Origin of the sequence: Mesorhizobium sp. BR1-1-3 (assembly GCF_020165455.1) — a bacterium.
GTDB lineage: Bacteria > Pseudomonadota > Alphaproteobacteria > Rhizobiales > Rhizobiaceae > Mesorhizobium > Mesorhizobium ciceri.
The window spans coordinates 149,836-167,723 of sequence record NZ_JAIUIC010000007.1; the positions used below are offsets into that span (position 1 = coordinate 149,836).

The window sequence follows — 17,888 nt, forward strand, 5'->3', positions numbered from 1 at the left end:
GTAGCGGGTCAGATTTGCGCCAAGCCCCCGTCGACGGCGACCTCGCTGGCAGTCATGAAGCTGCTGTCGGGCGACGCGAGAAACGCAGCCGCCGCCCCGATCTCCGCTGGATCGGCCATACGCTGAAGCGGATTCATCGAGGCGAAGACCTTCAAGCCCTCCTCGCCTATCGCTGCCTTCGCGAGTTCGGTCGCCGTCGGCCCGGGCGACAGCACGTTTACCCGGATGCCGGTGCCTTTCAAGTCTTCCGCCCAGGTCCGCGCGAGGTTGCGCACGGCCGCCTTGCTCGCGCTATAGACGCTGAATGCGGGCGCGCCCGTGGTGCCGGCGCTCGATCCGGTCAGGATAATCGAACCGCCCTCGCCCATCAGCGGCAGCGCCTTCTGGACCGTGAAGATCGTACCCTTCACATTGGTGTTGAAGGTTTCGTCAATGTGCTCGGCGGTGAGCTTGCCGAGCGGAAGCAGGCTTCCCACCCCGGCGTTGGCGAAGATAATGTCGAGGCTTCCGCGCTCGGCCTTCACCGCCGCGTAGAGCCGATCAAGGTCGGCCTCATCCGAGACCGAGCCCTTCACCGCGCGGGCATTGGGCCCGAGCTCGGCCACAGCGGCGTCTAGCGCTTCCTGCCGGCGGCCGAAGATGAAGACGAAGGCGCCCTCCTCGATGAAGCGCTTTGCAGCGGCGAGGCCGATGCCGGTGGCACCACCCGTTATAACCGCAACCTTACCGTCCAGTTTTCCCATGACTTAATCCTTCCAGGCTCTGTCTTTGGTCGTTCGGGGACGCCCCGAGAACCTCTAGATGGGCCCGCCGGGGTCGCGCGGTGAGTGCGGAAGCGCGCACATCGGTGGTGCAGAATCGATCCGCTTTCAGGATTGACGCCAGCCCGCGACGATCCGTGTCCGCCGTTCGGAATAGCGTCGCCCTTGTCGACACAAGCCACGATATCCCGCCCCTACTGCTGTAGGATGTGTTAGATACGGGCTTTGGAAGGCGCACCGCGCGGTGCCGGATTGCACCATGATCGACTGGGATGACGTTCGCTACTTTCTAGCCGTCGCACGCGGAGGCTCGGTGCGGGCTGCCGGCGCGCAGCTCGGGGTGAATCACTCGACCGTGCTGCGACGCATCGCACAGCTTGAGGAACGCCTCGGGGCGCAAATGTTCGAAAAGCTGCCTTCGGGCTACCGCCTGACCGCTGCGGGCGAGGAGGTCCTCGAGCTCGCGAACCAGATGGAAGCGTCGTCGCACCAGCTGGAGACGCGCGTCTTCGGGCGCGACCAGAGCGTACGCGGACTTCTGCGGGTGACGCTGGCACCGCCCCTCGCGACGCACCTGCTCATGCCGGACTTCGCCGATTTCGCGCACCTGCATCCAGACATCGAGATGGAAATCCTGTCGTCCGGCGAACTGGCAAATCTGACCAACCGAGAGGCCGACGTGGCGATCCGCGTCGTCTACGACCGCAAAACCCTGCCGCTCAATCTTCACGGCCTGAAGGGAGCGGAGGTGTTTGGCGGCGTCTACATGTCCCGCGACCGCCTGGCCGCGTGGCGTGCGGGCGCACCTGATCCCATCCGGTGGATCGTCATAAGCGTTCATGGAATTCCAGAGTGGGCCAGCGCGGGTGAGGTTGGCACCACGGGAGTTCCATTCAGGATCACGGACGCCGAGGCGCAGATCGTTGCCGTACGGCAAGGTCTCGGGATCACGACACTGCCGTGCTTCGTCGGAGATGCCGACCCCCTGCTGGTGAGGGTGCCGGGCACCGACCTGCACCTGTACGGAACGCTCTGGCTTCTCACACATGGGGAGACACGCAAGACGAAGCGCGTGCGGCTCTTCACTGAGTTCGTATCCCGCAGGCTCGCCGCCTACGCTCCGCTTCTCGCGGGACTGTCCACATCGCGCGACTGACGCCCGGCGGGTCGCCCGCGACGCTTGCAGTGGATAGGTGCCTGCAAGCGGACAGCGGCATCTATTGCGGTTGCAAATGCTCGGCCATGAAGTCGATGCACGCCTCAGTCTGGGCCTGATCTGTCGACCGGCCGGCCAGAAAACGTTGAACTAATCGGTCCCTGGGGGGCATGGGCGGTGGAGGAATGGGCGGCGGCGGCACAGGAGGTTTCGGAACGGATGCCTTCTCCGAAGATCCCTCTGCTTCACGGCGCGTGACCAGTCGCTGATCTGACCTCAGGCCGCCTCACCCGACCGGTGCTCGGCAATCGCACTCAGAAAAACCTGGCCGAATTCCTTGAGCTTTGCCGCCCCAACCCCATTCACTTCGGCGAAGGCGTCGAGATCGTGCGGGCGGCGCTCGGCCATGTCGATCAGCGTACGATCCGAGAACACCACATAGGCCGGCACCTGGCGCTCCTTGGCGAGCCGCAGGCGCAAGGATTTAAGCGCGGCCAGTAGCCCGGTGTCCACAGCCGACTGCCCGAGATCCTGCCCGGAGCGCATCTTGCCGCGCAAGGCGCGGCTGCGCACCTCGACGCGATAATGGAACGGCATCTCGCCACGGCCAAGCGCATGGCCTTTTTCGGCGATGGCGAGGCCGCCATGGCCGGCCGGATCCGGCATCAGGAACCCGCCGGCGACGAGTTGCCGGATCAGCGATAGCCAGAAATCCTTCTTGTGCGCCAGACCGCTGCCGAAACTCGTGAGCCTCTGGTGGTTCCTGGCAAGCACCTTCTCGGTTTCATGGCCGAGCAGGATGTCGATGACATGGCCGGCACCGAAACGCTCACCGCTCTGGGCGATCGCCGTCAGGATGATCCGACCCTCGGCTCCGCCATCGGCGCGCGGTGCCTGGTCGAGGCAGGTGTCGCAATTGCCGCAAGGCTGCGCTTCCTCGCCGAAATAGCCGAGCAGCACCTGGCGGCGGCACTGCGCCGTCTCGCAATAGCCTATCAGCGTGTCGAGCCGGCCATGCGAGCGCCTCTTGTGCTCGGGCGGCGCATCCTCGTCGTCGATGAACATCCTGCGCATGCGGATATCGCCCAGGCCGAACAGCATATGCGCCTCGGCGTCCCGCCCATCGCGGCCGGCGCGGCCTATCTCCTGGTAGTAGGCCTCCAGGCTGCCCGGCATGTCGGTGTGGAAGACATAGGCGACGTCAGGCTTGTCGATGCCCATGCCGAAGGCGATGGTCGCCACCATGACGACGCCGGACAAGGTCATGAAGCTGTTCTGGTTGGCGTCACGCGCCTCCTTGCTCATGCCGGCGTGATAAGCGAGCGCGGTGACGCCGTTCTTCTCGAGGAAGGCCGCCATCTCCTCCGTCTTCTTGCGCGACAGGCAATAGACGATGCCGCTGCGGCCGGGATGGCGCTCGACGAAGCGCAGCAATTGGCGCTTGCTGTCCTGCTTGGCCTCGATGGCAAGCTTGATGTTCGGCCGGTCGAAGCCCAGCACCAGGGTCTCGACGCGCTCGGCAAACAGCCGGGATTCGATGTCGGTGCGCGTGCCTTCGTCCGCCGTTGCCGTCAGCGCGATGATCGGCACGCTGGGAAAGATGCCGCGCAGACGCGACAGGTCCTCGTATTCGCGCCGGAACGCCGGCCCCCATTGCGAGATACAATGCGCCTCGTCGACGGCGATCAGGCTGATATCGAGCCTGGCCAGCGCCTCGAGCATCCGTTCGGTCATCAACCGCTCCGGCGCGAGATAGAGCAGGCGCGTCTGGCCCGAGGCGACGCGACGCCATGCGGCAATATTGGCATCGCGGTCGATCGAGGAATTGATCGTATCGGCGGCCACGCCGGCAAGCCGCAAGGCGGCGACCTGATCCTGCATCAGCGCCACCAGCGGCGAAACGACAATGGTGAGCCCGCCCAGGACAAGCGCCGGCACCTGGTAGCAGAGCGATTTGCCGGCACCAGTCGGCATGACAGCCAGCACATGACGCCCGGCCAGCAACGCGTCCATGACATCGGCCTGCCCGGGGCGAAAATCATCGAAGCCGAACACGTCCTTCAGCACGCGCCGCTTGGGATCCAGCTCTTCTGTCGCGAGGGCCGCCGGTGCCTGCATCACCGCGCGTCCACGGTCGGCGTGCTTATTGGCATGTCATAGCCGAACTCGGCGCAGAAACGCTGGACGCGGGCGAGAAATGCCGGGGGCAGGCCGCCGAGATAGGTCCTGAATTCTTCATTCCGTTCCCATTTTCTCAACGAAGCCACCCGGATCGGATTGTCCGGGTCCTCGCTGAAACGAATGCGCGGTGTCAGTCCGAATGACTGCGCGATTCTGTCCTGCTGCGCATCGGGCGCGCCGATCATGTCTTCGTAGCGGACGAAAAGGATCTGCCGGTGCGGTTGTGCCTTCTTCAGCCGGATCAGCGCGTCGTATTCGGTCAGCCAGCGTTGCGGCGTGACGTGGAACCGACGCTGGTTACGTGTTTGCGGATGCGAACTTGTCAGCGTGTCGAATGGATGGCGCACGCAATAGATCAAGCCGATGGAGGTCGGTAGCTTCGCCAGATGCGCAAAACCGCGCGCATCGCGCTTGACGACGAGGTTCGATTCCGGCCGGTCCAGCATGTCCAGCATTGCGTATCGCGCTTCGGGCGGATGGACGAAAATGTCCTCGAAACACCTCATCAGCCGCTGTGTCAGCGTCGTCCCGCTGCGTGCGCAGCCCGAAATGAAAATTCTGTTGGCGGGCGTCGCGCGTGCATATGTGCGTCTTTGCATGCGCTGTCTCAGAGACAGCGGCACGAACCGCAGAAACTCCCGCACCACCCTTCGTGCAGCCGCTCCAAACGCAGCCTCAAGCCTGTGAGCGCCCTTCATCCGCAATTCCGCTGGGCCGCGCGGCGCGGAACGCGCCGCTTGGGGTCCATGGCCAAGATGCTTGTCACCGATATCAGCATCAGGCGGACACCGGGCTGGAATTTCGTAGACTGGAGAGGATGTGGAAACCGGTCAAGACGACTCTCTGGCGTGACGCTTTGGAGTAGCGCAGCCGTCATCCAACCACAACGCCCCCTTTGCAGGAACCTGCCGTTGATGCGGCCATCGGCGCTTGCCAGCCGGATGCCGTGCGCATCCGAAAGCGGCTTCCCCTAGGACACCTGCACCCCCGCTGGATTCCGCCACGCACCACGATGTAAGCTCCGTCCGGCAAGCCAGGGAGGGCGCGATGCTGCAGACCAGACAGAATGTTCTCGGCGAGCGGTTCCACCTGCAGCGCGCCGCCTTCGAGGCGCAGTCTTTCCCCAACTTTGACGTTCGCAAGGATCGCCTCAAACGCCTGCTCGCGCTGACCGAGCGGCATGAAGCCGACATCTGCACCGCCATCGACACCGACTTTGGCGGCCGTTCCGCGCATGAGACGCGTCTTGCGGAACTGTTCGTCGTACGTGCCGGCATCCGCCACGCGCTGTCGCACCTCAGGGGCTGGATGCGCGAACGCCGCGTTGCCACCACCATGCCGTTCCTGCCCGGCAGAAATCGCCTCATCCCGCAGCCGCTCGGTGTCATCGGCATCGTGTCGCCCTGGAATTATCCTTTCCAGCTCGCCGTCGCACCGGTGACCGCCGCCCTTGCCGCCGGCAACCGCGTGCTCATCAAACCTTCCGAGCTGACGCCGGCATTTTCCGCGCTGCTGGCCAAACTCGTTGCCGAGCATTTCGCAGCCGATGAGCTCAGCGTCATCAGCGGCGATGCGGAGATGGGAAAGGCCTTCGTGTCGATGCCTTTCGATCATTTGCTGTTCACCGGCTCGACCGCGGTCGGACGCCAGGTCGCGATCGCCGCGGCCGCCAACCTGACCCCGGTCACGCTCGAACTCGGCGGCAAGTCGCCGGCAATCTTCGATCCGTCCTGCGACCTCGACGCGGCAGTATCGAGCATTGCCTACGGTAAGCTGTTGAATGCCGGGCAGACCTGTATCGCGCCGGATTACCTTCTGGTGCCGAAGGGGCAAGCAGGCACGGTCGCTGCCAAGCTCGCAACGGCGATCGCTAAGCTCTACCCGACCCTGCGCGACAACCCCGACTATACCGCCATCATCAGCGATCGGCACCACCAGCGCCTGCGCGACATGGTCACTGAAGCGCGTGACGCCGGCGCCGATGTCACCGAAATCAACCCGGCCGGCGAGGAACTTGACGCCAATAGCGGGAAGTTGCTGCCGACCCTGGTCCGCAATGCCGGCGCAAACCTGCGGCTGATGCGCGAAGAGATCTTTGGGCCGGTGCTGCCCATCGTAGAATACACCGGGATCGACGAGGCGATCGCCCATGTGAACGGGGCCGACCGCCCGCTGGCACTCTACTGGTTCGGCCGCGACAGCGGCAACCGTCAACGCATCCTGCACGAGACAATTGCCGGCGGCGTCACCGTCAACGACTGCATGCTGCATCTGGTACAGGAAAACCAGCCCTTCGGCGGCGTCGGCGCCAGCGGCATGGGCGCCTATCACGGCGAATGGGGATTTCGCACCTTCAGCAAGGAGAAACCGGTTTTCATGCAGTCGCGGCTGAGCGCGGGAAGCCTGCTGCGCCCGCCCTACGGCAAGACGTTCGAACGGCTTTTCAGCCTCCTGCGTCACATCACCTGACCGACCGAGCTACGCAGCCCCGGTGCATTAAGACTATCTTCACCACGGTGCGGCAGGGTCCTCATCCTGCGGTGATGTCTTGAGTACCGCGGCGCCACAAGCGCCCAGGCAACAGACCCGCGCCTCTTTCTGGGGTGCGGGTCATTCCCGCTCGATCTCTTACCCCTCGTTAGAGCAATTCCAGGAAAAGTGTGAAGCGGTTTTCCATCTAGAATTGCGTCAAAACAAAGAGTTAGAGCAGCTCGCCGTTTCCGTGAAACGGTGAAATGCTCTAGCCGAGGAAATCGGCCCGGTGCGGCGTAAAGCTGTCGACCAGCCGCCCCGCTTCCAGCGCCTTGACGCCGTGCACCAGGCCCGACGGCACGATGAAACTCCCGCCCGTCCCAACGATCTCGGTCCGACCGTCGATGGTCACCTCGAAGCGGCCCTCGGCGACGTAACTTGCCTGGACGTGCGGGTGCGAATGCAGGGCGCCGATGCCACCCTTGTCGAAGCCGAATTCGACCAGCATCAACTCGTCAGTGTGCAGGAGAATGCGGCGCCTGTTGCCGTCCGGTGTCGCCGTCCAGGCGCCCTCGCCGGCATGCGCGAAGATCTTTGCGGTCATCGTCGTCTCCTCAGAGCAATTCCAGGAAAAGTGTGAAACGGTTTCCGTTCGGAATTGCGTCAAAACCTAGCGTGCCAGCCAGCCACCATCCACCGGCACCACCGCGCCATGCATGTAGTTCGACGCCGGCGCCAGCAGGAAGACGGCGGCATCGCCAATGTCGCCCGCCTCGCCCCAGCGACCGGCCGGGATGCGCGCCAGGATAGCGGCGCTGCGGTCGGGATCGGCGCGCAGCGCCTGCGTGTTGTTGGTTTCGATATAGCCTGGCGCGATAGCGTTGACGTTGATGCCTTTTTGCGCCCATTCGCAGGCAAGCAGCCGGGTGATGCCGAGCACGCCATGCTTCGAGGCGGTGTAGGACGCCACGCGAATGCCGCCCTGGAAGCTCAGCACGGAGGCAATGTTGACGATCTTGCCTTTCCGCTCAGCGGCCAAGGCACGCCTGGCAAAGCTTTGGCAGAGCAAAAAAACCGCCTTCAGATTGACATCCATGACGTCGTCCCAATCGGCCTCGCTGAGATCGACGGCATCGGCGCGCCGGATGATGCCGGCATTGTTGACCAGCCCGTCGAACGGGCCGCTTTCGTCCCAGACGCGGTCGAGCAAGGGGCCGGCGGCTGACGTGTCGGCAAGATCGGCGCTCACCGCCTCGAATTGCCCGCCCACCGTTGCGATCTTTCTGGCCGTATCGTCCATCGACGAGCGGCCGACGCCGATCACCGTGCCGCCGGCGCGTGCGATCGATACGGCGATGCCCTGGCCGATGCCGGTGTTGGCGCCGGTGACCAGGATACGTTTTCCGGCAAGGCTGAAGGGGTCGCTCACCGCAGATCGCCTAACGCCACCGGGTCGACATCGGTGTAGTCGACATTGTCGCCGGCCATCGCCCAGATGAACGCATAGTTGGAAGTGCCGGCGCCGGAGTGGATCGACCAGCCCGGCGACAGCACGGCCTCTTCGTTGGCCATGACGATATGGCGCGTTTCGTCCGGCTCGCCCATGAAGTGGAAGACGCGCGCCGTCTCGGCCAGGTCGAAATAGAGATAGGCCTCCATGCGCCGGTCATGCACATGGCAAGGCATGGTGTTCCAGATAGAGCCCGGCGCCAGCTGGGTCATGCCGACCACCAGCTGGCAGGTCTTTGCGCCATCGGCATGGATGAACTGGAAGATCGAACGCTCGTTGCAGGCATCCTTGCTGCCAAGATCGAGGCGCTTTGCATCGCCGATGCGGATCAGCCGGCTGGGATGAGCCAGATGCGCCGGCGCGCTGAGCAGATAGAACTTCGCCGGCGCCCCCTCATCCGCCGAGGCGAAGGACACATCCTGTGTGCCCATGCCGAGATAGAGCATGTCGCGCGCCTGCAATTCGAAGGACTGGCCGCCGGTCGTGATGACGCCCACGCCACCGATGTTGACGGCGATCAACTCGCGCCGGTCGAGGAAACCTTTGGTGCCGGTCGGCTTGATCGCTTCCAGTTGGAGTGGCGAGCCTATCGGCACGGCGCCGCCGACGATCATGCGGTCGTAGTGGGTGTAGGTCAGGCTGATGCGGCCGGACTGGAACAGACCGTCAATGTGGAAATTGTGACGGAGTTCATCGGTTCCCATCGCCGCGGCGGCAACCGGGTCTATGGCAAAGCGGGATGTGTAATCGGTATGGCTCTGGCTCATTTTCGTCCTGACTTGAAATGGGTCATTCGCCGGCGGCGGCCCTGACCGAACTGGCATAGAAAGCCTGCCGCGCATGCAGGCGTTCGCGGTAGCGCTGCTGGCTGGCTGTGAGGTGCGCGCGCATTGCCTCGCGCGCCGCTTCGGCATCGCCCGATGTGATCGCATTGAGGATCACCAGGTGTTCGCGCTGCAGCCCGCGCTGGTAGCTGTCGGATTGCGCCAGTTCGGTCGACCAGGGCGAGGTCACGTCGCACGGAATGGCGCGCCGGCCGAGCACGTCGAGCATCTCGACATAGAACGGGTTGTTGGTCGCGCTGGCGATGGCGCGGTGGAAGGCGAGGTCGGCCGGGCCGGTCGGCTCGCTGGCAAGCAGCAGCCGCTCGAATTCGAAGAAGGCTTCCTGGATCGCCGCCTCCTGCGCGGCGTTGCGGCGAATAGCGGCGATCCCGGCCGACTCGATCTCGATTGCCAGGCGTACCTCGAGCACGTTGAGCGCGATCGAATCCTTGGCTCCCATGTCGGCGGCAAGCGCTCCGAACATCGTCGAGATATGCTCGGTGACGAAGACGCCGGCGCCTTGACGCGACTCGACCAGGCCGTCGGCGGCAAGCTTGGCCAGCGCCTCGCGGATGACGGTGCGGCTGACGCCGAAGGTCTCGGTCAGCTGGCCCTCGGTCGGCAATTTGTGGCCAGGCAGGATTTCGCCCGCCTGCAGCTGCTTGCGGATCGCCGCGACGACGGTCTCCGACAGCTTGGGTTTTCTCTCGACCCTGAGGTCGGCGGATGCAGCGGACACGTGATGGTCTCCTAAAGCAATTCCAGGAAAAATGTGAAACGGTTTCCGTCCGGAATTGCGTCAAAACAAAGGGTTAGAGCAGTTCGCCGTTCCCGTGAACTGCTCTAGTGGAACAGGTGCGGCAACCACAACGAAATTTCCGGCACGTAGGTGACAAGCATCAACACAGCGAAAGCCGCCCCATAGAATGGCCAGATCGAACGCATCGCCGTCCAGATCGGGATCCGGCCGATCGCGCAGCTGACGAACAGCACGGCCCCCACCGGCGGTGTGCACAAGCCGATGCCGAGATTGAGAATGAGGATCACGCCGAAATGCACCGGATCGACGCCGTAGGCCATGACCACCGGCAGGAAGATCGGCGTGGTGATGATGATCAGCGGCGACATGTCCATGAACGTGCCGAGGATGAGAAGCACGACGTTGATCAACAGCAGGATGACCAGCTTGTTGTCGGATACCGACTGCAGGAAGGCGACCAGAGCGGCCGGCACCCGGAGATAGGCCAGCAGCCAGCCAAAGGCGGCGGCGCAGCCGATGATCATCAGCACCATTGCGGTTGTGCGCACGGCAGCGGTGGTCGCGGTGACGAAGTCGTTCCAGCTCATGGAGCGATAGATCAGCAGGGTCACCAGGAAAGCATAGACGATGGCGATGCAGGAGCTTTCGGTGGCGGTGAAGACGCCGGAGCGAACGCCGCCGAAGATGATGCCGATCAGGATCAGCCCGGGAATTGCGGCAACGAGCAATTGCAGCGCCCTGCCGAAGCCGGCGAACGGCTCGGTCGGATAGGCGCGGCGGCTGGCGACCCAATAGGCCGTGACCATCAGAGATAGCGCCAGCAGCAGGCCCGGTATGATGCCGGCGGTGAACAGATCGGCGATCGAGATCCGGCCGCCGGCCGAAATCGAATAAATGATCATGTTGTGCGAAGGCGGTATCAGCAGCGCAATGATGGCGCCGACCGAAGTGATGTTGACAGCATAATCGACGCCGTAGCCGCGCGCCTTCATCTGCGGGATCATCAGCCCGCCGACCGCCGAGGCATCGGCCACCGCCGAGCCGGAAATGCCGCCGAACATGGTCGAGGCGGCGATGTTGACCTGGCCGAGCCCGCCTCTCAGGTGGCCGACCAACGCCCCGGCGAGCGCAACAAGGCGAGCGGCAATGCCGCCGCGCACCATCAGGTCACCGGCGAAGATGAAGAACGGGATGGCCATCAGCGAAAACACGCCGACACCGGAGTTGAGGCGCTGGAACACCACCAGCGGCGGCAGCCCCAGCACCAGAACCGTGGCGAAGCTGGCGACACCGAGGCAGAAGGCGATCGGTGTGCCGATGATCAGAAGAAAGACGAAGGTGCCGAACAGAACCGTCAATGCCATCTAGAGACCCTCCTCGCCCGTGGCGTATTGATCGGCATCGACCGGCAGTCCGGCAAACCGCCCGGCAAGCCGCTCGAGCGAAAACAGGCAGACAAGCGCGCCGCCCAGGATGACCGGCAGGAAACTGACGCCGCCCGGGAAAGCGAGAGACGGCATCACCGTGTTCCATGTCAGCCGGGTGAGCTGGGCGCCGTAGACGATCATGCCGAGACCGAAGGCGAGCACGACGACATCCGAAATGCTGCGCAGTACCGCCTTTGCGGCGGGCGGCAGGAAATAGAGCAGCACATCGAAGCCCAGATGCGTGCGTTCGCGGACACCGACGGCCGCGCCCAAAAAGATGAACCACCCCATCAAAATCACCGAGAAGGGTTCCGTCCAGCTTGGCGAACTGTTGAGCACATAGCGTGAGAACACCTGCCAGAAGATGATCACGGTCATCAGCGTCAGTCCGATGCCGCTGACCCACAGCGCAAGCCTCGCCAGCCGTGACAGCAGCCGTTCTATTGCCAGCCAGAATGGTTTCATATGCGCACTTCCCCCTGGACGGTGGCGCGCAAGCTCGCGCCACCATTGCCGCGAACGGATTATTTGGTCGCCTGGATGCGCGCGGCGAGATCTTTCAACTCGGGGGTCGAGAGATATTTCTCGTAGACCGGCTTCATCGCATCGATCAGCGGCTGCTTGTCGATCTCACTGACCTTGACGCCGGCTTTCTCGACGATGTCGCGCGACTTCTTCTCCTGCGCGTCCCACAATTCACGCATCTTGACGACGCTGTCCTTGGCCGCCTGCCGCACGATCGCCTGGTCTTCCGGGGCGAGCTTGTCCCAGCTCGCCTTCGACATCACCAGAACCTCTGGCACGATCTGGTGCTGGTCGAGCGTGTAATGCTTGGCGACCTCGAAATGCTTGGCGGATTCGAAGCTCGGCCAGTTGTTCTCGGCGCCGTCGATGACGCCTGTCTGCAAAGCCGAATAGACCTCGCCATAGGCCATCGGCGTGGCGTTGGCGCCCAACGCATTGACCATGTCGACGAACACGTCGGACTGGATGACGCGGAACTTCATGCCCTTCATGTCGGCCATCGAGGTGATGTCCTTCTTGGTGTTGTAGAAGGAGCGTGCCCCGGAATCGTAGAAGGCGAGACCGACAAGGTCGTGAGTCTCAAAGGCTTTCAGGATCTCGTCCCCGATCGGCCCGTCCATGACATGGCGCATATGCTCGACGGAGCGGAACATGTAGGGCAGCGACGGCACCGCGGTTTGCGGAACGATGCCGTTGAACGGCCCCATCGAGACGCGGTTGAGATCGATGACGCCGGTTTGCGTCTGCTCGATCGTGTCCTTCTCCTCGCCGAGCTGCGCCGAATGATAGACCTCGACCGAATAGCGGCCATTGGTGCGCTGCTTGATCAGCTCGCCCATATATTTGACCGCTTCGACGGTTGGATAGCCGTCGGGATGGGTATCGGACGACCGCAGCACGGTTTCGGCGTTGGCAATGCCGACCAGCAACGAGCCGAAAACGAATGTGACTGCCGTCAATTTCGAAAGATGCAACATGACTTCCTCCCTATGAAACCAAAACGCCCGGCTCAGAGCCGGTAGGCCTTTTTCGCAAGTGTATAGGCAAGCTCCCGCGCCAGCTCATGCGCCTCGTCCTCGCGCAGCCGATGCTCGGCGACGAGACGCGCCAGGAACGCGCAGTCGACCCGCCGCGCCACATCGTGGCGCGCCGGGATCGAGGGAAAGGCACGGGTGTCATCGTTGAAGCCGACGGTGTTGTAGAAGCCGGCGGTCTCGGTGGTCATCTCGCGGAAGCGCCGCATGCCTTCCGGGCTGTCGTGGAACCACCAGGCCGGCCCGAGCTTCAGCGCCGGGTAGACACCGGCGAGTGGCGCCAGTTCGCGCGCATAGCTTGTTTCGTCGAGCGTGAAGAGAACGATTGTGAGGTCGCGCTCAAGTCCGACGCAGTCGAGCAGTGGCTTCAGCGCCGTGACATAGTCGGTCCGGGTCGGGATATCGAAACCCTTGTCGCGGCCGAATTTTTGGAAAACAGCCGACGAATGATTGCGCCAGGAGCCGGGATGGATCTGCAGCACCAGCCCGTCGTCGAGGCTCATCTTGGCCATCTCGGTCAGCATCTGGGCGCGGAACAGTTTCCGTTCGCGCTCGTCGTCGGAGCCACGGCGAACGCGATTGAACAGCTCCTGCGCTGCAGCATCCGAAAGATTGGCGGTCTCGGCCGTCGGATGGCCATGGTCGGACGAGGTCGCGCCGAAGCTTTTGAAGAAGGCGCGCCGCTGGCGATGCGCATCGAGATAGCCTGCCCAGCTGCCGGTGTCGCAGCCGGTGATCTCGCCGAGCCGGTCGAGATTGGTTGAAAACCCCTCGAAGTCGGGATCGACGACGGCGTCGGGGCGATAAGCGGTGACCACACGGCCCTGCCAGCCGCTGTCGCGGATCATCTGGTGCCATTTGAGATCGTCGAGCGCGCCTTCCGTGGTCGCGATGACCTCGATGTTGAAGCGCTCGAACAAGGCGCGCGGGCGGAAATTCTCCCACTGCAGCAGCGTCGCGATGGCGTCGTAGTGGCGGTCGGCGGTCGCTGCGGTCAGCGGCTCGTCGATGCCGAACAGATCGGCAAGCACATGATCGAACCACAGCCGGGTCGGTGTGCCCCGAAACAGATAATAGTGCTCGGCAAAACGACGCCAGATCGTCCGGCCGTCTGTCTCGACAGGCGCGCCGTCCAGCGTCGCCACGCCGAGATCCTCAAGGCGGATGCCTTGGCTGAACAGCATGCGGAAAATGTAGTGATCCGGAACGATGAGCAGTTGCGCCGGATCCGTAAAAGGCTCGTTCAGCGCATACCAACGCGGATCCGTGTGGCCATGCGGGCTGACCAGGGGCAGGTCCTTGATCCCGGCATAGAGATCGCGGGCAACCGAGCGCGAATGCGCATCGGCGGGAAACAGCAGATCCGCATCGGTCAGTGGCACGGCAATCCTCCCAGGGCCGCTATCGGTAGGGGCGGCAAGAAATAATGTCAACATACAAAAATTAGATTGTTGTATGATGACTTTTCGGCCCATTGTGTGGCGGGAAATCGAATGTTACGCCGCTTTGCCGATCCCTGCCGAGGCCACTCATGTCATCCGACCAGACCAGTCGCACCACGACGACCGAACGCCTTTCCACGAAGACGGTGCGCGCACTGCCGGCTTCGATCGCGACGCCTTCGTATGACCGCAGCCGCATCGTCCCGGGCATCGTGCATCTAGGCGTCGGCGCCTTCCATCGCGCCCACCAGGCCGCCTATGTCGACGATTGCCTGGCGGCCGGCGAGACGGATTGGGGCATAACAGGCGTTTCATTGCGCAGCGCCGACACGCGCGACGCACTCACGCCGCAGGATGGGCTCTACACGCTGGCGATCAGAAGCAGTGGAACCGAAAAACTTCAGGTCATCGGCTCGATTACCGCGATGCTGGTGGCGCCGGAGGATCCGGGCGCGGTGCTGGCCGCGCTGACCGATCCGCGCACCCGCATCGTCACGCTTACGATCACCGAAAAGGCCTATCTGAGGGCGGCTGGCGGCGGATTGGACGCTGCTCATCCCGATATCGCCCATGATCTGGCCAATCCGCAGATGCCGAAGACAGCGCATGGTTTCCTGACCGAGGCGCTTGCCCGGCGACGCGCCGCCGGCACGCCGCCCTTTACCGTGCTCTGTTGCGACAATCTGCCGGCCAACGGCGCCACGCTGCATCGGCTGTTGGTTGAATTCGCCCAGTTGCGAGATGCCGGGCTCGCCCAATCGAGTGATGTCGGAGTTGCCGATCACATCGCCCATCAGGTCGCCTTTCCTTCAAGCATGGTCGACCGCATCGTGCCGGCAACCACCGATGCCGATCGGGCGCGGATCGCTGAAGAACTCGGTGCCGAGGACGCTTGGCCTGTCATGACCGAGCCGTTCTGCCAATGGGTGGTCGAAGACAATTTCCCAGCGGGCCGCCCGGACTGGGAACAGTTCGGCGTCACCATGGTTCGCGACGTCGGCCCGTTCGAGGACATGAAGCTCAGGCTGCTCAACGGCTCGCATTCGGCCATCGCCTATCTTGGCCTGCTCAGCGGTCATGCCACCGTCGACCGCGCCTTCGCCGACCCGGCGATCCGGCAATTCGTCGATGCATTGTGGGCGGAAGCCATCCCGACCCTGCCCGAGGATGCCGGGCTCGACCCGAGCGCTTACACCGCGGAGCTCGCTGAGCGTTTTTCCAACACTGCACTTGCCCACCGTACGGCTCAGATCGCCAATGACGGCAGCCAGAAATTGCCGCAGCGCATCGTCGCTTCCGCCATCGAATGTCTAGAAGCCGGTACCGAGCTGGTCCATCTCACGTTGGTGGTGGCTGCCTGGATCGCTGCTTGCGCCGCACGAGGAAAAACCTTGCCGGAGGGCCATTTCACCGACCCGCTCGACGCGGCGTTGACGGCACTTTTGGGCGAGCAACTGCCGGCGAACGAAACCGTGACCGCAGTGTTCGACCTCGCCGGCTTCGCCAGGGACCATGCCGAGCGCCAGACCTTGATCGAGCTCGTGGCCGTGCATCTCGTCCACCTGCGACGAGACGGCCCGACATTGGCTTTCGCAGCCTTGGGCATTTAAACAAAAAAGCGAGGCAAGGCCCCGCTTTTTACTCTTTCATCGAACCGAATTTCAAGCCGGCAGGATGGCGCCTTCCAGCGTGGTGAGCTGGCTAAGGAACTGTTCCGCCTTGCTGCGAGCCTCGTCGTCCTTGGCATCAGTGGCGTCTTCTTTGGCTTCCTGGATGCGGCGCGCGAGATCGGCGCGGTCGACATCCTTCACCGCGACAGCCGATTCCGCCAGCAGCGTGCAGCCGGCCGGAACGATGTCGGCGAAGCCGCCGAACACCACATAGCGTTCTTCGCCGCCCGCTGCGGTCTTCACGGTGACGACGCCCGGCTTGATCGTGGTCATCACCGGCGCGTGATGCGCCATGACGGTCATCTCGCCTTCGGCGCCCGGAATGACGACGGATTCAACCTGCTCGGAAACAAGCAGGCGCTCCGGCGAGACCAGTTCGAACTTGAAAGCTTCAGCCATGATCAATTTAGCGAATAGCGAATAGCGAGCAGCGAGTAGTCAGAAGAAGAATTCGCCGGCCCATATTCCCTATTCGCTACTCCCTATTCGCTATTCGCTTGATTACGCCGCTTCAGCCGCGAGGCGCTGTGCTTTCTCGACCGCTTCCTCGATGCCGCCGACCATGTAGAAGGCAGCTTCCGGAAGGTGATCATAGTCGCCGTTGCAGAGGCCCTTGAAGCCCTTGATGGTGTCGGCGAGGTCGACCAGCTTGCCCGGCGCGCCGGTGAACACTTCGGCGACGAAGAAGGGCTGCGACAGGAAGCGCTCGATCTTGCGGGCGCGGGCCACGGTCTGCTTGTCCTCTTCCGACAACTCGTCCATGCCCAGGATGGCGATGATGTCCTGCAGCGACTTGTAGCGCTGGAGGATCGACTGCACCTGGCGCGCGACGCCGTAATGCTCGTCGCCGACGACCAGCGGATCAAGCATGCGCGAGGTCGAATCCAGCGGATCGACGGCCGGGTAGATGCCCTTTTCGGCGATGGCGCGGTTGAGCGTCGTCGTCGCGTCAAGGTGGGCGAACGAGGTCGCCGGCGCCGGATCGGTCAAGTCGTCGGCGGGCACGTAGATCGCCTGCACGGACGTGATCGAGCCCTTGGTGGTGGTGGTGATGCGTTCCTGCAGCGCGCCCATGTCGGTGGCGAGCGTCGGCTGATAGCCCACGGCTGAAGGAATACGGCCGAGCAGAGCCGACACTTCCGAACCAGCCTGCGTGAAGCGGAAGATGTTGTCGACGAAGAACAACACGTCCTGGCCCTGGTCGCGGAAATACTCCGCAACCGTCAGGCCGGTCAGGCCGACGCGGGCGCGCGCGCCCGGCGGCTCGTTCATCTGGCCGTAGACGAGCGCGGCCTTGGAGCCTTCGCCGCCGCCCTTCTTGTTGACGCCGGATTCGATGAACTCGTGATAGAGATCGTTGCCTTCGCGGGTGCGCTCGCCGACGCCGGCGAACACCGAATAGCCGCCATGCGCCTTGGCGATGTTGTTGATCAGTTCCTGGATCAGCACGGTCTTGCCGACGCCGGCGCCGCCGAACAGGCCGATCTTGCCGCCCTTGGCGTAGGGAGCCAAGAGGTCGAGCACCTTGATGCCGGTGATCAGGATCTGTGCTTCCGTCGACTGCTCGACATACGTCGGAGCCGGCTGGTGGATGGAGCGCATTTCGATCGCGTCGACCGGGCCTTCTTCGTCGACCGGCTCGCCGATGACGTTGATGATGCGGCCGAGCATGCCCGGGCCGACCGGCACGGTGATCGGCGCGCCGGTGTCACGCACTTCCTGGCCGCGAACCAGACCTTCGGTCGAGTCCATGGCGATGCAGCGCACGGTGTTTTCACCCAGGTGCTGGGCGACTTCGAGCACCAGACGGTTGCCGACATTGGTCGTCTCGAGCGCGTTCAGGATCGCCGGCAGGTGATCGCCGAACTGCACGTCGACGACGGCGCCGATGACCTGGCGGACCTTGCCGACAACGCCGGTTGCCTTGCTGGCCACTGCCGATGTCCTGGCAGCTGCGGCCTTCGCCGGTGCTGCTGCCTTGGCCGGGGCCGCCTTCACGGCTGCTGCTGGAGCCTTTGCCGCCTTCGCGGGGGCTGCTGCCTTCGCGGCTGCGGCCTTGTGGGCTGCCTTCTGGGGGGTCGCTGCTTTCGCCATCGTCTTTACCCTTTTTCGTCCTTTGTTTCTCA

At 63.6% G+C, this 17,888-nt stretch carries 16 protein-coding genes; 3 read left to right on the top strand and 13 right to left on the bottom strand.

Annotated features, from left to right (window positions below):
- Window positions 1-8: 8 nt before the first annotated feature.
- The gene (locus LB559_RS17790; protein ID WP_024504244.1) at window positions 9-743 is read right to left on the bottom strand and encodes an SDR family NAD(P)-dependent oxidoreductase; all 735 of its coding nucleotides are present in this window, start codon (window positions 741-743) and stop codon (window positions 9-11) included.
- A 277-nt stretch (window positions 744-1,020) separates the two neighbouring features.
- Between LB559_RS17790 and LB559_RS17795 the strand changes: the two genes are divergently transcribed.
- Complete coding sequence (locus LB559_RS17795; protein WP_013529052.1) at window positions 1,021-1,917, top strand: LysR family transcriptional regulator; 897 nt, start codon at window positions 1,021-1,023, stop codon at window positions 1,915-1,917.
- A 276-nt stretch (window positions 1,918-2,193) separates the two neighbouring features.
- Here the strand turns inward: LB559_RS17795 and recQ are convergent, their stop codons facing one another.
- On the bottom strand, window positions 2,194-4,035 hold the full coding sequence (gene recQ, locus LB559_RS17800; RefSeq protein ID WP_224674614.1) for a DNA helicase RecQ: 1,842 nt from the start codon (window positions 4,033-4,035) through the stop codon (window positions 2,194-2,196).
- Window positions 4,035-4,697, bottom strand: coding sequence for a sulfotransferase family protein (locus LB559_RS17805; protein WP_224674615.1), 663 nt, complete (start codon window positions 4,695-4,697; stop codon window positions 4,035-4,037). The genes recQ and LB559_RS17805 overlap by 1 nt, the downstream gene beginning before the upstream one ends.
- Before the next feature lie 448 nt (window positions 4,698-5,145).
- On the opposite strand from LB559_RS17805, the gene LB559_RS17810 reads away from it, so the two are divergent.
- Window positions 5,146-6,567 (top strand): coniferyl aldehyde dehydrogenase, encoded by a 1,422-nt coding sequence (locus LB559_RS17810; protein ID WP_224674616.1) that lies wholly within the window; start codon window positions 5,146-5,148, stop codon window positions 6,565-6,567.
- A gap of 271 nt (window positions 6,568-6,838) precedes the next feature.
- Here LB559_RS17810 and LB559_RS17815 read toward each other — a convergent pair whose 3' ends face one another.
- From LB559_RS17815 to uxaC, 8 genes are all read right to left on the bottom strand, one after another.
- The gene (locus LB559_RS17815; RefSeq protein ID WP_224674617.1) at window positions 6,839-7,174 is read right to left on the bottom strand and encodes a cupin domain-containing protein; all 336 of its coding nucleotides are present in this window, start codon (window positions 7,172-7,174) and stop codon (window positions 6,839-6,841) included.
- 66 nt (window positions 7,175-7,240) lie between these two features.
- On the bottom strand, window positions 7,241-7,999 hold the full coding sequence (kduD, locus tag LB559_RS17820; RefSeq protein WP_224674618.1) for a 2-dehydro-3-deoxy-D-gluconate 5-dehydrogenase KduD: 759 nt from the start codon (window positions 7,997-7,999) through the stop codon (window positions 7,241-7,243).
- The gene (gene kduI / locus LB559_RS17825; protein WP_024504235.1) at window positions 7,996-8,847 is read right to left on the bottom strand and encodes a 5-dehydro-4-deoxy-D-glucuronate isomerase; all 852 of its coding nucleotides are present in this window, start codon (window positions 8,845-8,847) and stop codon (window positions 7,996-7,998) included. The genes kduD and kduI overlap by 4 nt, the downstream gene beginning before the upstream one ends.
- A gap of 22 nt (window positions 8,848-8,869) precedes the next feature.
- Window positions 8,870-9,643 carry a FadR/GntR family transcriptional regulator gene (locus LB559_RS17830; protein ID WP_024504234.1) on the bottom strand — a complete coding sequence of 258 codons (774 nt, stop codon included), beginning with the start codon at window positions 9,641-9,643 and terminating at the stop codon, window positions 8,870-8,872.
- Window positions 9,644-9,747: 104 nt separating this feature from the next.
- Window positions 9,748-11,028: a TRAP transporter large permease gene (locus LB559_RS17835; RefSeq protein WP_224674619.1), complete on the bottom strand. Its 1,281-nt coding sequence runs from the start codon at window positions 11,026-11,028 to the stop codon at window positions 9,748-9,750.
- Window positions 11,029-11,556 (bottom strand): TRAP transporter small permease, encoded by a 528-nt coding sequence (locus LB559_RS17840; RefSeq protein WP_013529043.1) that lies wholly within the window; start codon window positions 11,554-11,556, stop codon window positions 11,029-11,031.
- A 59-nt stretch (window positions 11,557-11,615) separates the two neighbouring features.
- Window positions 11,616-12,593 (bottom strand): TRAP transporter substrate-binding protein, encoded by a 978-nt coding sequence (locus LB559_RS17845; protein WP_024504231.1) that lies wholly within the window; start codon window positions 12,591-12,593, stop codon window positions 11,616-11,618.
- A 32-nt stretch (window positions 12,594-12,625) separates the two neighbouring features.
- A complete protein-coding gene (gene uxaC, locus LB559_RS17850) occupies window positions 12,626-14,086 on the bottom strand; it encodes a glucuronate isomerase (RefSeq protein WP_050580485.1) in 1,461 nt (486 codons plus the stop codon).
- Between the two features lie 95 nt (window positions 14,087-14,181).
- On the opposite strand from uxaC, the gene LB559_RS17855 reads away from it, so the two are divergent.
- The gene (locus LB559_RS17855; protein ID WP_224674620.1) at window positions 14,182-15,702 is read left to right on the top strand and encodes a mannitol dehydrogenase family protein; all 1,521 of its coding nucleotides are present in this window, start codon (window positions 14,182-14,184) and stop codon (window positions 15,700-15,702) included.
- A gap of 51 nt (window positions 15,703-15,753) precedes the next feature.
- On the opposite strand, the gene LB559_RS17860 is transcribed toward LB559_RS17855, so the two are convergent.
- Both LB559_RS17860 and atpD read right to left on the bottom strand, forming a co-directional pair.
- The gene (locus LB559_RS17860; RefSeq protein ID WP_013529039.1) at window positions 15,754-16,161 is read right to left on the bottom strand and encodes a F0F1 ATP synthase subunit epsilon; all 408 of its coding nucleotides are present in this window, start codon (window positions 16,159-16,161) and stop codon (window positions 15,754-15,756) included.
- Window positions 16,162-16,263: 102 nt separating this feature from the next.
- Entirely contained in the window at window positions 16,264-17,856 is a 1,593-nt protein-coding gene (gene atpD / locus LB559_RS17865) for a F0F1 ATP synthase subunit beta (protein WP_224674621.1), read from the bottom strand.
- Window positions 17,857-17,888: the final 32 nt, after the last annotated feature.